Source organism: Gilliamella sp. wkB7 (assembly GCF_001693435.1).
In the GTDB taxonomy this organism is placed as follows: domain Bacteria; phylum Pseudomonadota; class Gammaproteobacteria; order Enterobacterales; family Orbaceae; genus Gilliamella; species Gilliamella apicola_N.
The window spans coordinates 1132755-1145777 of sequence record NZ_CM004509.1 but is presented as its reverse complement, the minus strand read 5'-3'; the positions used below and the strand labels follow the sequence as shown (position 1 = coordinate 1145777).

Sequence of the window (13023 nt, the reverse complement as noted above, 5' to 3'; positions counted from 1 at the left end):
TTTATTTAGTTATATTAAGTAAAATTAAAATGTTGTTGTGTATGGTAGTTTACCAAAGTTTAACATTTTTGCTTTCGCATCACGGTTACGCCCTAAACCTTGTAATTCAAAATTAACTGAAAGTTTATTTTCGTATTTACTACTACGCGTTATTGAGTCCCAATCTGTTAACTTTCGTCCATATTGTATGGTCATTCCCCAGCAACAATCACTATAATGTAACCCTATTGAGCTATCGACAGTTTGCCCTAAGCCGACGTCGTAATAGTATGAACCAACTGCATTTATCGTTTGTGACAATGGCCACGCCGTAACAAATCCAGCTTGTGATATATCTTGTTTATAATTCTTATATAAAGAATTTGAATCAACCGTATTGATATAATTATGGTTAGCATAACGATAAGAAAGTTGTAATAGTTTTTCACTTGATGGACGATACTCAAATATTGCATTAGCTAGAGATACGGTATCAATTCGAGTATCATACTGTATCCCACTTCTGAAAATCATATCATCAGTAATGCGCCAAAAATTATCTGATGCCCAAGTGATGCTACCAGTATCCGAATTTTTATCTAACTCAGTATTATGTTCGCTTGTTTTTGACTTAGTAAAATAAGTTATCTGCCCAATGGATAAATTAAACTTTTCAACTTTATTATCATCGTAAAAACGAGTTGTTACCCCTGTGGCTATATTATTAGCGGAAGCAATTCGATCTAACCCACTGTATGGTTGATCTCTAAATAGACCTACATAATCAAACTGTAATAAGGTTGAATCATAAGTTCCTATATTAGATTGATTTCGATATGGAATATAGATATATTTTACGCGCGGTTCTAATGTTTGGGTATAGCCATCAATGAAATTGAAGTCACGTTCAAATATAATTTTACCGTCAATACTAAATTTTGGTATAAAGCGGTTAACATTTTTATCTAACTGTTTATATCGATCAATATTTCTTTTTATATTATCTTGACTATAATGGGTTGCCATTATACCTGCTGAAGTAGTTAATATTGTCCAAGAATTAGTTAAAGTATAATTGATTGATGGCTCAATATGGGTACGCCATGCTTTAGGATTATTCTTTCCGGAGCTTATAAAATGAGATACTTGGGAAAATGTTTTAAATTTTAGCGGTCCAAAATCATAATTATAATAATTAATATTTAGTTGTGGTTGGGTTTGATACAACGAATCTTTAACTCCATCCTGAAAGGCTTGAAAGTGTCTATAACCCAAGGTAATATCCCAGTTAGGATCATTATAGCCCAGTTTATAAAACTGAGTAAGATAACCTGCTGTTTGGGATGTATATTTAGAATCTAAATCTGCTAAATATTGATTATCACTTACACGAGTCGAATCAACAGTAAAACGCCAATTGTAATTAATTAATTCATCGTTTTTCCAATAGAATAGCCAACGATGACGATTGTCATCATAGTTATTACCATTTAATAATCTATCCCTATCTTTGCTATATTTAGCATCATGTTGTAACCAATCAAATGCTAGTGTACCCAAACCAAGTTCATTTAAATAACGGAATTCAGTTTGTAATTGTAGACCTCGTCGTTGCAATGCCCTTGGAGTAAATGTGGCATCATAATTAGGTGCAATATTCCAATAAATAGGTAAAGCAAAATCAATACCACTGACACTGTCATAACTTAGATTAGGAATTAATAAACCAGAGCGACGCTTATTGCCTGTGGGTAATTGTAAGTAGGGCGAATAGAGTACAGGTACTTTACCAATACGAAATACCGCATTCCATACTTCAAGTAATTGTTCGTCATTATCGTGAATAATTGTTGAACCTTTAATACTCCACGTACTGTCATCGATAGGACATGAGGTAAAACTGCCATTTTTTAGAATAATCAATCGATTCTTCTCAAGTTTCATCTCATCAGCATCACCGCGACCAAGTCGATTGACAAGATGATACTCACCTGGGCTAATTTGAGTATCGTTATTATTAAGATTCATTGATGCATTATTGCCTTTTATATTGATCAAATTATCTTGATAATTAATGTTGCCTTGTAAAATCGCCATACGGTTATTTTTATTCGTTGAGTCAATTGTGACTTTATTCGCTTGTACTGTGCGGTTTCCTTGTTCTATTGAAACATCACCTTGATAAATGACTGTATTTGGATAAATAGCTTCAAATTGGTTTGCTTCGGCATTAACTGGTAATGTGTTAATATCACCTTTAACTAAAGGCCGATCAAATTTTGGAATATTGGCAAGACATTGTGGATTATTACTTTCAGCTTTAGGTAAACCTATAGCGTAACAGCTATTAGACAATGAAAGGGTAACGGTAATTGCAATAAATGACGGCGTTAATTTTTTCATCAATGATTAAAGGTAGTTATGATTATTATATGCTAAGCATTATAACGATTATTTACAAAAGTGCGAACGAAAAATTAATGTTTGACTCTACGCTTATTTGTTTTACTAAATTGCTTAACCATTGCTATTCTTTTGTCAACAGAAGTATGCTGAAATTCATCCCACCACTTAGCTAGCGCTAAAAGTTCACCTTTTTCGATGGATGCACGCATTTCTAATAAGTCATACGCTGCGCGAAATTTAGGATGTTCCAAAATTGCAAATGCACGTTTGCCTTCACGTTTTTTCATTCGTAATTGTAAACGCCAGATATCTCCCATTATTGTTGTCAATCTTTTAGGTATTGCAATAATTCGGCATTGTTCACTTAGCACATCATTAATAGCCATTGAAAATGCATCATGAAATAATAAACCACTTTCAACGCAAGTTAATTGTGTCTGTTCAATAATTGGATACCAAAAAAAAGCAGCAAATAAAAATGCTGGATTAACACGTTGCTTATTAGTTATGCGGTAATCAGTATTTTTTAAAACTTGCTCAAGCATTTTTTCTAAATAGCTATTATTATTTTGAGTAAATAGCCGTTCAATGACAGGAAATAGCTGCTCAAAAAGATGATATTTTTTTAATAATAAATAAGTGTTATATCCATTGCCTGATTGTAATAATTTCAGAGATTCATCAAAAAGTCTTGCTGCCGGTATATTTTTTAATAAAGGTGCAAGATGTTTAATTGGTTCAGCCGTTGTAGGCTCAATTTGCATATCAAGTTTAGCGGCAAAACGAATCGTTCTTAACATTCTAACAGGATCTTCTCGATAACGAACTTTTGGATCACCAATCAAACGAATGATTCCATTTTGTAAATCTTTTAAGCCACCACAATAATCACGTAATGTAAAATCTTTTATACTATAATAAAAAGCGTTCATCGTGAAATCACGACGAAGGGCATCTTGTTCAATTGTTCCATATACATTATCACGTAGTAGCATTCCCGATTTGGAACGTTTGGCAATATTATTTTGTTCATCTTGGTTGCTGTGTTCACCACGGAAGGTTGCTACTTCAATAATCTCTTTACCAAACATAATGTGCGCCAAACGAAACCTTTTGCCAACTAAACGGCAATTGCGGAATGTTTTTTGCACTTGTTCTGGTGTTGCATTGGTTGCGATATCGAAATCTTTGGGTGTTTTACCAAGTAAAAGATCACGAATACACCCACCAACTAAATAAGCTTCATACCCTTGTTTGTTTAATCTATAAAGAACTTTTAATGCATTTTCACTAATATTTTTACGTGAAATATTGTGTTCATTACGAGAAATGGAAACATATCGAGATTCTTTTTGTTCTTCAATGTGAAACATTTTACGGCAAAAGCGAGAGACATGTTTAAAAATAGTGCACCTCTGAAAGTGTTTTTACTCAAGTGATATTGCGCGCGATTATATCTCAATTGCTTATAACTTTCCATTTTTCTTCATTTATTAACTTTAACTATAGTAAAATTAAATACTTTAGGATTCAAGTTTAATATTGTATTTAAATTTTTAAACATAATTATCAATAATAGCACTTTATATAGTACAATTAGCAATATTGCTCTAGAAAGCAACATTATCTATTTACATGTATTTTATTTGTAATTTTACTATCTAATTTTGATTAACTAACTTATATTCAAAAGATTTTTAATTTATTGTATGAAATAGTTTGTATAAATAACATGATAAATATTTGAGTTATATTTATTATGTTAATTTTTTCAAAATAGAATCAGCCAATAAAAATTGATTGAGTATATACCATTAACTGATAACTTATTTTGGGGACATTATGAATATTCGTGATTTGGAATATTTTGTTTCGTTAGCTGAATTTCGTCATTTTCGTAAAGCTGCTGATGCTTGCAACGTGAGTCAACCAACTTTAAGTGGACAAATCAGAAAATTAGAAGATGAACTAGGCGTAATGTTACTAGAACGTACCAGTCGCAAAGTTTTATTTACTCAAACAGGAATGATGCTTGTTGAGCAAGCGAAAGAGATATTACGCAATATTCAAATCCTTAAAGAGATGGCTAGTCGCCAAGGTGAAGAAATGTCTGGGCCGATGCATATCGGTTTAATACCAACCATTGCTCCTTATTTATTACCACATGTAATAACCGTATTACATGAATCTTTTCCTCAATTAGAGCTTTATTTACATGAAGCTCAGACTGCCAATATTGTCGCTCAACTTGAAAGTGGTAAGTTGGATTGCGCGATAATTGCACAAGTAAAAGAAACAGCGCAATTTATAGAATTACCGTTATTTAATGAGCCAATGTTTTTAGCTGTTCCAGCAAATAATGAATTAGCAAATAAACAAACAGTTAAACTCTCTAATTTAAAAGGTCAAAAATTCTTAATGTTGGAAGATGGACACTGTTTACGTGAACATGCTATGGGATATTGTTTTCAAGTAGGTATTGATGAAGACAAGCAATTTAAAGCAACCAGTTTAGAAACTTTGCGTAGTATGATTTCTGCTGGTCGTGGAATAACCTTGTTTCCTGAGCTAGCGGCTCCAAATGAAAGAATACGAGATAATATTTGCTATATTCCATGTACTGACCCTGTTCCAGTACGTAGTATTGCTTTGATTTATAGACCTGGTTCACCTTTGCGTTCACGTTATGAAACAATTGCAAAAACGATTCGTGAACATATGCCAAAAGTATTTGCTGAAAAAGAACGTTTATTAACATCAACAAATTTAAAATGAAAAATATTAAAACCAGTGGTGTACGCGCACAGCAGAAACAGAGAACTCGTCGGTCATTAATTGATGCAGCTTTTAATCAATTAAATGCAGAGCAGGGGTTTGCTAGTTTGAGTTTGCGTGAAGTTGCTCGAGAAGCAGGCATTGCGGCAACATCTTTCTATCGACATTTCCGTGATATGGATGAATTAGGTTTAGCTATGGTTGATGAAAGTGGTTTAACTCTTCGCCAATTACTGCGCCAAGCACGAAAACGTATTGAAAAAGGTGGTAGCGTGTTGCGTACTTCAGTAACAACGTTTATTGAGTTTATAGATAAAAATCCCAAAGTTTTTTTACTATTACTTCGTGAAAAAGCTGGGACTTCATCGGCCTTTCGGTCAGCCATCGCGCGTGAAATTCAACATTTTATTGAAGAATTGGTTGACTATTTGGATAATGCTAACCAAATGCCTCATCATTATAACGTAGCACAAGCAGAAGCGATGGTAACCATTGCTTTTAATGCAGGAGCAGAAGCGATTGATTTTGATATTATTCAACGTCAAAAATTAATCGAAGATCTTATTTTCCAGCTTCGAATGGTTTCACGTGGTGCCTATTATCTTTATCACAAAGAATTAATTAAAGAAGGAAAATGTTAATTACAAGTTTTTATACTCAAACGTATAGTTAACCTGAAACTTTTTGACAAGAATTAAATTACCATTCTGTTTATTCATTGCGTAGCCTAATAAAATAAACTATTGATTAACAATTTGTTAAATTTATTATATCGTTAATTAAGCGTAATTGTTAAAGTTAAAAATAGTTGCATATTTTAATAGGAATTAATTTAATGGTTAAACTATATTTTTTGCTTAATTTTCTTATTTTGTTTTTACCATTTATCTGTTCTGCATCAGAAAATATAGGTTTTAAGAAAATTCATTATGATAAACAAGATGGTAGGCCTATAGATATTGCCGTCTGGTATCCTACTAACAATAACCATGGCGCTGTTACTATAGCTGAAAATGCTATTTTTTATGGTCATGAAGTTACTCCTGATGCTGAACCGAAAATCAGTACGACTAAATATCCATTAGCTTTGCTTTCACATGGTTATGGTGGAAGTTGGCAAAATCTAAGCTGGCTTGCTAATGAACTTGCTTTAAAAGGTTATATTGTTGCTGCTCCAAATCATCCAGGAACAACAATATTTGATCATAATATTGAACAATCATCTAAATTATGGTTACGTCCACAAGATTTAAGTAAAACAATTGATGCTTTAATTGGCAATCAAACATTTTCAAATATTGTTAATTTTAATCAGATTGCCGCTATAGGACATTCTCTTGGTGGTTGGTCTGTAATAGCGCTTTCTGGCGCTAGATTTTCGACTAATTTATTTAATCAGGATTGTAAGATACATTCTTATTTGAAAGGTTGTCATTTGCTATCTGAACTTGGTTTAGCAAATTCAGATCTGAATAAAAGTATGTTAGACCCAAGAATAAAAGCTTTCACATCTTTAGATGCTGGTTTGACAAGAGGATTTACAATTGAAAGCTTGCAAGAAATTAAAATACCTTCTCTTATTATTGGTGCAGGCGTTGATCTAGATGATACAAATGCTCAACTTGAATCGGGCTACCTTAAACAATTTTTAGCAAAGTCATCTTCCACTTATATTACTATTCCAGATGCAATGCATTTTAGTTTTATCCAAATGTGTAAAACTAATGCAATAGAGATATTAAACCAAGAAAAACAAGGTGAAGGAATTATTTGTAAAGATGGAGGAATTCGCCAAAGAAGTGAAATACATAATGAAATCACTCGTCTTGTAGTTAACTTTTTGTCAGATATATTTTCAAATAATAAAAATTAATGCTCAAAAAACTGCGACAAAAGTCGCAGTTCATTTAATAATTTTATAATAGTTAATTATTATAAATTTTGTAACACTTTTTCAACACTATCTTTGGCATCGCCAAATAACATATAGCTATTTTCTTTAAAGAATAGTGGGTTTTGCACGCCAGCATAGCCGGTATTCATTGAGCGTTTAGAAATAATCACTGTTTTTGCTTTCCAAACTTCAAGAACAGGCATACCTGCTATAGGGCTATTAGGATCTTCTTCAGCTGCTGGATTAACAGTATCATTTGCACCAATAACCCATACAACATCCGTATCAGGGAAGTCGTCATTGATTTCATCCATTTCAAGAACGATGTCATAAGGTACTTTTGCTTCTGCTAATAATACATTCATATGACCCGGTAAACGACCAGCAACAGGATGGATACCAAATCTTACTTCAATACCCATTGCACGTAATTTTTCAGTAATGTTACTTACTGCACCCTGTGCTTGAGCTACAGCCATACCATAGCCAGGAACGATGATAACAGAACGAGCTTCTTTTAATGTTTGTGCAACTTCAGCAGGTTGCATTTCACGATACTCACCTTGTTCTTCATCAGATGAACTCGCTGCACTACCATCGCTCCCAAATCCACCAGCGATAACACTGATAAATGAACGATTCATTGCTTTACACATGATATATGAAAGAATTGCACCAGAAGAACCCACTAACGCACCAGTTACAATTAGAAGATCGTTTTGTAACATAAAGCCTGCCGCTGCTGCCGCCCAACCAGAATAGGAATTAAGCATTGATATAACAACAGGCATATCCGCACCACCAATTGATGCTACAAGGTGGAAACCGAATACTAGCGCAATAATTGTCATTATAAGTAAACAAACTAGGGCGCCTGCACCAGTTTGTGCATTGATAAATGTAAACATCAAGATAACTGATACAACTATTGCCGCTAGATTTAGATAGTGTTTATTTGGGAGAGATAATGGTTTTGAACTAATTTTACCATTTAACTTTCCAAAGGCTACAATTGATCCAGAGAAAGTAACTGCACCGATAAATACACCTACAAAAATTTCAACTAAATGGATTGTTATTTCATTCGCTGCAACTGTGTGTGGATCTAAAAAGCTGTTTATACCAACAAGAACGGCTGCCATACCCACAAAGCTATGTAACAAAGCAACCAATTCAGGCATTTGTGTCATTTCAACATTTTTCGCTAGATACAAACCAATAGCAGCACCGATAATCATGGCAATAATGATCCAGTGTAATCCGCCATTTATGCTGGCAATTGCTGCGATAAGAGCTATTGCCATACCGATCATACCGTAGATGTTTCCTGATTTAGCTGATTCTTGATTGGAAAGACCTCGTAAACTGAATATAAAAAGTAATGCAGCAATAACATAGGCTGCTTGAATAATTCCGTTACTTAACATTATTGATTCTCTCCTTTATTTGCCACGTTGGAACATTTTTAGCATTCTTTGGGTAACAAAGAATCCACCAAAAATATTAATACTAGCAATCAAAATAGCAATAAATGCAATTGCCGTAGTTAAGCCATTATCATCACCGACTTGTAATATAGCCCCAACTAATATGATTCCAGAAATAGCATTGGTTACAGACATAAGTGGTGTATGCAGAGAATGGGTAACATTCCAAACTACGTAATAACCAACAACGCAAGATAGCGCAAATACAGTAAAATGTCCTAAAAAGCTTTCAGGTACTGAGTTTGCTAACCAGAAGTAAGCAATAATGATTAACGCTAAAATCCCATATTTTTTCTGAGGATCCATTGGTTTTGGTTCTGGTTTTGCAATAGGTTCAACTGCTTTTTTCTGAGGCTGAGCCGATACTTGAATTGGTGGTGCAGGCCAAGTGATTTCTTTATCTTTGACTACTGTTACGCCACGGATAACCACATCTTCAAAGTTAATATCAATGCTGCCATCTTTTTCTTTAGTAAGCAGTTTTAATAAATTAACGATGTTAGTCCCATAAAGTTGAGATGCCTGAGCTGGCATACGATTAGCTAAATCAGTATAACCAACAATTTTTACATTATTATCTGTTTCAAATACTTCACCTGGTTTTGTTAACTCGCAGTTACCTCCCGTTAAGGCTGCTAAATCAACGATAACACTACCTGGTTTCATTGATTCAACCATTTCTTTCGAAATAAGTTTTGGTGCTGGTTTTCCAGGGATTAATGCTGTAGTAATAATGATATCTACGTCTTTTGCTTGTTCAGCAAATAATGCCATTTCAGCTTCAATAAAGGCAGCAGACATTTGTTTTGCATAGCCGTCACCAGAACCTGCTTCTTCTTCGAAATCTAACTCTAAGAAGTCAGCACCCATACTATTAATTTGTTCTGCAACTTCTGGGCGTGTATCAAATGCACGAACAATCGCACCTAAACTAACTGCTGCGCCAATTGCTGCAAGGCCTGCAACACCTGCACCAATTACCAAAACTTTTGCTGGCGGTACTTTACCTGCAGCCGTTACTTGACCAGTAAAGAATCGACCGAATTGATTTGCTGCTTCAATAACAGAACGATAGCCTGCAATATTAGACATTGAGCTTAATGCATCAAGGGACTGAGCGCGCGAGATACGTGGAACACAGTCCATAGCCATTACAGTTATATTTTTAGTTGCAAGCTTTTCTAAAAGTTCTTGATGTTGGGCTGGATAAATATAGCTAATGAGAGTTAATCCCTCTTTCATTAGTAAAATTTCTTCATCTGTTGGTGCATGAAATTTTAAAATAAGGTCATTTTGCCAAATATCATGATTATTTTGAATTGTTGCTCCAGCATCAATAAATGCTTGATCTTCAAAATGAGCAGCGTGTCCTGCACCTTGTTCTACAGAAACTGTAAATCCAAGTTTTAACAGTTGTCCAACTGTTTGGGGAGTTGCTGCAACTCTAGCTTCATTGGCTAACCGTTCTTTGGGTATACCGATATGCATTGCATTTCATCCTTATGTTAAAGTGAGTTGGTAATAGTGTTTTGATTCTAGCATAAAATAGCGTCAGAGCGAGTAAGTAATTTATTTTTTATCATTCAATCCACATTATTATTTTTTATAATATTATATGATTATTTTGATAAATACGTTAAATAGTAAAAAAGCAATTGCAGATATAAAATATCTGTTTGTTTATTTTTAAGTCAAAATTGTTGCTTTTTTAAGATGTTTTTCTATTTTTAAAGCAATTGACCATATTTAAGCTTTGTTCTGTTTGCTTCTGTTTTACTTCATAAGATATGATAATTAATACTCTTTTAATGATTCAATTCAGATCTAATCCAAATTAGATATTCAGAAGAAAATCAAAAAACGAAATGAAAATGTAAATAACAGCATGTGTGTTTTGAGGCATTTAATATTAGCATTGTCGCTCTAATATTTAGAGCCATTAAAAGGTAGTAAAGTAATGTTAGTTAAATAAATATGACAAACCAAGCTGGTAAAGCATACTAATCTATCTTTTGTTATTAGTTATGTTAAAGAGAAAGTTTATTTTGTCATCTAAATTGAAACAATTTAATTTATTTAATTTGGACATAATCTTCTCATACTAGCAAAAATTAATACGTTTAATTTATATCAATCTAAGAAAGAATCGATAAGTAATGCAGTTATTTATGTTTCAGATGAAAGTATTATTGCCATTTATCTTAGGGGAATTTAACAATTACTAATAAAAAAATTGTAATCTTAGAACCTTATTTAAAAAAATCTGATATTTTATTAGTTCAACTTGAAAATATTATTAATACTGTTTTTAATGCAATGAAATTACCTAAATCTGTAGGAGAAAAAGTTGTATTTAATCCTACTCCACACTCTAAAAATATCATTCAACTATTATCCCAAAACAGCACCGAGGCGAGTTTAATGTGACTAATTTAGATACAGCAAAACTTGTTGCTTAAAAAATATATTCAGTAGGTATTCAACCCATTATTTTTACTTTAGTTAGTAAAGATTCACTGATTTTTAATGGTAAAGATCATCAATACATTAACGCTTTTTAGCCATAACTTTAGATATAACAGGTGCAAAAGATACTTTTTATGGAGCGCTTTGTGTCTCACTAGCAAAAGGCGAATCACTTTACTACTCAGCAAGTTATGCTTCTGTTTTTGCTTCTTTGACAATAAATAGTGAAGAAGCTCTCAATATGCCGTTTCATCAAAGTTTACTTCAAAAAATGGCTAATAAATAAATTTACTAGAGGAAACGATTTATGACAAATCAGCCGAAAAAAATTATTTTAGATTGTGATCCCAGTCATCATGATACTAACGCGATTTTATTGGCACAGGGTAATCCTAATATTGAATTAATTGCTGTTAAACCCTTTGTCAGAAAAGTCGACAGAACACTAAATATTAATAGTGATTCAGTATTAGATGTTCAAGTACGACCAGAAGCATCTATACAATTAGGCTCAAAATATTCAATCGATTTAATTCTTGATTCTTTAGAACGCTCCTGTGAGGTAAATGTATGTTAGATCAAAGTAAGGAAAAGAAAAATATTATAACATTAATGGTTGCGTTACTTGCAGCTTGTGTTGCATTTCAACTTAATGCAAGCATGTTAAGTCCAGTATTAGTAACAATAGCTAAAGAGTTAGGAACCAATGATGCAGCTGTTGGTTTATCGCAAACCTCTTTTTTTACTGCTGCCGCTTTATTTTCACTATTCTTACCTCGTTTGAGTGATATAAAAGGTCGTAAAAAAGTATTAACCTTTATGTTGCTTATTATGACATTAGGTACCATACTTGCAGCATTAGCACCCAATATAGAAGTATTGTATGCAGCCCGAATCATACAAGGTGTATCAGGTCCTGTTGTACCACTCTGTTTATTAATGCTTAGTTATGAAGTTAAAGATGCCAAACAATATGGTATGTTAATGGGAATTATTACAGCTGTAAATGGTGGTATTGCTGGTGTTGATGCAATTGCAGGTGGCTTACTTGCTACATATTTTGGTTTCCGTTCAGTATTTTGGGTTATTGCTGTCGTTGCTGCTATTTCTACCTATTTTGTCTATCGTTTTGCTCCAGAATCAAAACCGTCAGCTGGAACTAAAATGGATTGGATAGGTGTTCTATTCATTGTCCTTACTATTGCAGCTTTGCTATTAGCACTTAATGAGGCTGGTAATATTGGCAATGCCAATTGGCTTTATGTCACTGGACTCACATTGTTTGCTATTGTTTGTTTTATGTTATTTTGGCGTACCGAAAAACGCAATAAACAACCTTTGGTTACAATCGAACATTTAAAAAGAAGAGCGACGTGGGCTTTATTATTAACCACAACATTAACCATGACAGGTATTTTTGCGATAGTAAATGGTTTAGTTATGTCAATAGCACAAAATCATGAAATAGGTTTTGGACTTGATCCTGATTGGGCTTCACTTATTCTTCTTACTCCATATGCATTAATTGGTTGGTTTATTGGCCCATTCTCAGGTCGTTTAGCTCCAACGATGGGATATAATAAAGTATTAAAACTAGGTTTATTGGGTTGTATTATTGGTATTTTAGTAATCATGTTTTATGGTATTCATTCCTTAACAATTTTATCTATTTGCGTTATAGCATTAGGTATTTTTTATGCAGGAATGGCTAATATTATCTTAAATGGATTAGGTATCGTTTTATCGCCATCAAATAATCCAGGGTTTTTACCGGGCATGAATGCAGGTGCATTTAATTTAGGTGCAGGATTAAGTTTTGCATTGTTACCCGCTATACAAATGATAAACGCCAATACATTAACGGGTTATTTCAACGGTATGTTATTGGGATTAATTATTACCATTTTAGCTTTACTTTCTAGCTTTCTAATTCCTAGACCTATTAATGCAGAGTTATAAAAAATATTAAACTTTCAGCGAATCCTAGATAATACTATCTAGGATTTTTAACTCCGA

The 13023-nt window shown here is 33.3% G+C and carries 10 protein-coding genes; 6 read left to right on the top strand and 4 right to left on the bottom strand.

Translation table 11 applies throughout. From position 1 onward, the window contains the following. Positions 1–24: 24 nt before the first annotated feature. A complete protein-coding gene (gene lptD, locus A9G17_RS04935; protein ID WP_065737757.1) occupies positions 25–2382 on the bottom strand; it encodes an LPS assembly protein LptD in 2358 nt (785 codons plus the stop codon). A gap of 74 nt (positions 2383–2456) precedes the next feature. Further along, positions 2457–3758, bottom strand: coding sequence for a polynucleotide adenylyltransferase PcnB (gene pcnB / locus A9G17_RS04930; protein ID WP_065737756.1), 1302 nt, complete (start codon positions 3756–3758; stop codon positions 2457–2459). A 469-nt stretch (positions 3759–4227) separates the two neighbouring features. Here pcnB and oxyR point away from each other — a divergent pair, with 469 nt between their 5' ends. The 3 genes from oxyR to A9G17_RS04915 all read left to right on the top strand — a co-directional run bounded on the left by oxyR (position 4228) and on the right by A9G17_RS04915 (position 7033). Beyond that, positions 4228–5160, top strand: a complete 933-nt coding sequence (gene oxyR, locus A9G17_RS04925) for a DNA-binding transcriptional regulator OxyR (protein WP_065737755.1) — start codon at positions 4228–4230, stop codon at positions 5158–5160. Beyond that, a complete protein-coding gene (gene fabR, locus A9G17_RS04920; protein ID WP_065737754.1) occupies positions 5157–5801 on the top strand; it encodes an HTH-type transcriptional repressor FabR in 645 nt (214 codons plus the stop codon). The genes oxyR and fabR overlap by 4 nt, the downstream gene beginning before the upstream one ends. 194 nt (positions 5802–5995) lie before the next feature. Continuing rightward, complete coding sequence (locus tag A9G17_RS04915) at positions 5996–7033, top strand: alpha/beta hydrolase family protein (RefSeq protein WP_065737753.1); 1038 nt, start codon at positions 5996–5998, stop codon at positions 7031–7033. A 59-nt stretch (positions 7034–7092) separates the two neighbouring features. Here the strand turns inward: A9G17_RS04915 and pntB are convergent, their stop codons facing one another. Both pntB and pntA read right to left on the bottom strand, forming a co-directional pair. Then, positions 7093–8481, bottom strand: coding sequence for a Re/Si-specific NAD(P)(+) transhydrogenase subunit beta (pntB, locus tag A9G17_RS04910; RefSeq protein ID WP_065737752.1), 1389 nt, complete (start codon positions 8479–8481; stop codon positions 7093–7095). Positions 8482–8496: 15 nt separating this feature from the next. Continuing rightward, complete coding sequence (gene pntA, locus A9G17_RS04905) at positions 8497–10029, bottom strand: Re/Si-specific NAD(P)(+) transhydrogenase subunit alpha (RefSeq protein WP_065737751.1); 1533 nt, start codon at positions 10027–10029, stop codon at positions 8497–8499. 1075 nt (positions 10030–11104) lie between these two features. Between pntA and A9G17_RS13400 the strand changes: the two genes are divergently transcribed. From A9G17_RS13400 to uriT, 3 genes are read left to right on the top strand one after another with little or no spacing between them, the layout of a single operon-like run. Continuing rightward, on the top strand, positions 11105–11293 hold the full coding sequence (locus A9G17_RS13400; protein ID WP_141677608.1) for a PfkB family carbohydrate kinase: 189 nt from the start codon (positions 11105–11107) through the stop codon (positions 11291–11293). A 21-nt stretch (positions 11294–11314) separates the two neighbouring features. Then, entirely contained in the window at positions 11315–11584 is a 270-nt protein-coding gene (locus A9G17_RS04900; protein WP_065737750.1) for a nucleoside hydrolase, read from the top strand. Continuing rightward, positions 11578–12966 carry a uridine transporter UriT gene (uriT, locus tag A9G17_RS04895; protein ID WP_065737749.1) on the top strand — a complete coding sequence of 463 codons (1389 nt, stop codon included), beginning with the start codon at positions 11578–11580 and terminating at the stop codon, positions 12964–12966. The genes A9G17_RS04900 and uriT overlap by 7 nt, the downstream gene beginning before the upstream one ends. Positions 12967–13023 lie beyond the last annotated feature (57 nt).

What these genes read in the sequence shown, in the direction of transcription:
- lptD (WP_065737757.1), bottom strand. Translation starts at nt 2,382, where the DNA reads ATGAAAAAATTAACGCCGTCATTTATTGCAATTACCGTTACCCTTTCA.
- pcnB (WP_065737756.1), bottom strand. Translation starts at nt 3,758, where the DNA reads ATGTTTCACATTGAAGAACAAAAAGAATCTCGATATGTTTCCATTTCT.
- A9G17_RS04900 (WP_065737750.1), top strand. Translation starts at nt 11,315, where the DNA reads ATGACAAATCAGCCGAAAAAAATTATTTTAGATTGTGATCCCAGTCAT.
- pntA (WP_065737751.1), bottom strand. Translation starts at nt 10,029, where the DNA reads ATGCATATCGGTATACCCAAAGAACGGTTAGCCAATGAAGCTAGAGTT.
- fabR (WP_065737754.1), top strand. Translation starts at nt 5,157, where the DNA reads ATGAAAAATATTAAAACCAGTGGTGTACGCGCACAGCAGAAACAGAGA.
- oxyR (WP_065737755.1), top strand. Translation starts at nt 4,228, where the DNA reads ATGAATATTCGTGATTTGGAATATTTTGTTTCGTTAGCTGAATTTCGT.
- pntB (WP_065737752.1), bottom strand. Translation starts at nt 8,481, where the DNA reads ATGTTAAGTAACGGAATTATTCAAGCAGCCTATGTTATTGCTGCATTA.
- uriT (WP_065737749.1), top strand. Translation starts at nt 11,578, where the DNA reads ATGTTAGATCAAAGTAAGGAAAAGAAAAATATTATAACATTAATGGTT.
- A9G17_RS04915 (WP_065737753.1), top strand. Translation starts at nt 5,996, where the DNA reads ATGGTTAAACTATATTTTTTGCTTAATTTTCTTATTTTGTTTTTACCA.